Genomic DNA, 1444 nt, shown 5'->3' on the forward strand with positions numbered 1-1444 from the left:
GACGGAGTTATCAAACTCTGTACGTTCTTCAGCCATTTTTAACTCATCACCTGTGAGTTGTCCCAAGACCTGATACTTCTCAGGTGTCGGCTTACTCAATATCTGGTGAGAGGCATTAAAGTGAAGAAACAGGCACAAAATGATGATGCCGATAAAACTTAACAAACTCACTATTATTCGCTGTATATAAAACCACTCAATAAGAAGCGGTGAGTTTGCTTCTTTAAGAAGCATGGTAATTCGATAATGCTGTCGGGTGTGCTTTCCGGGTACCAGACGGTCTACGACCCATCGAACACCCGGCCACCGATACATTTTCTTTTCCCACTGTAATCTTTTTGAACGCCCAACGTAGGTGTCTTCATCCAGTTCACCTAGTTTTCGAACTAACATGTAGCAAAATACGGCAGCTGCATAAATGACGAGTAATATGATGTAACCCATGCGCCCCCGGTAAAAGTCCTCGGTTACGGGGAAATATCTTTCAGCCCATGACTTTACGACAAATGTAAGAAGTATAGGGATAAGTGCAATGATTGGTAGGCCTTTCAACTTGTAACCCAACAATCTACGGCGTTGTAAATCAAATCGAATTTGTTGAACGAATTTGTTTATAGAATTCAGATACATGGAACCTTTACCAAGCATTTTGTCACCGTATTCTTGAACCATGCTTGAAACACCCGCGAATATCTTTAAGTACCTGTTAGGTGCAACTGTATAATATTGATCCAACTCATTAGGATCACCTGAAGTGATTATTCCGTGAATCCGTTCAGTTTGAAGTTTAATCGTATGTGGTGATGCTTGAGCTGCATGATAAATCGCTTCATCGACCATACGAGATTCTTGATAATGGTGTCTTTCGTCTTCTAGGAAGTCTGAAAATTGCTTCAAAAGACGATCTTCTACTCGATTAACAAAGATAGTGATGAGAAGACCATTCGAAACCAGCGCAATTAACATCCCGAAGAATACGGCGATGAAGCTCATACTTGCTAATCCGATCAGAATTAAAACGATCAACATGGTCCCGAGAATCATGTACGAAATTCGAATGGACTCTTTCCGGATGGTAAATTCATCATACGTGCTAATGGCTGAGAGCCTTTTTCTTATTTGCAAAAGCTGACTTCTCAGGACAGGCACCTTGGTGAAGCGATTATATGATTTTTGATAAAATCGCATGAGTTTCGCATTAGTTTTGTTAGTAATTGAAGACTTGGATCCCCACATACTTCCGGAGCTTTTTCGATTCGCTTTGACATAGAAATAAGCAAAAATGAGTCCGGATATGAGCAACGCAGAGCCCGATATCACCGAGAAGTACAGCCATTTATGCACTCGCGCCCGCCTCCCAATACTGACTAATAAATTGGTCAAACTCAGATCGGTCTTTGACTTTCATTGCTTTTTTCATTTCCTTGATTTTAGTTTCTGAAAT

The 1444-nt window shown here is 40.7% G+C and carries 1 pseudogene; it reads right to left on the bottom strand.

Features of this window, described 5'->3' with window-relative positions:
- Positions 1–1344: pseudogene (locus C3B52_RS35450) on the bottom strand (hypothetical protein); the annotation flags it as partial.
- Positions 1345–1444 lie beyond the last annotated feature (100 nt).

It is taken from the genome of Brevibacillus reuszeri, assembly GCF_002897295.1.
Classification (GTDB): domain Bacteria; phylum Bacillota; class Bacilli; order Brevibacillales; family Brevibacillaceae; genus Brevibacillus; species Brevibacillus reuszeri_A.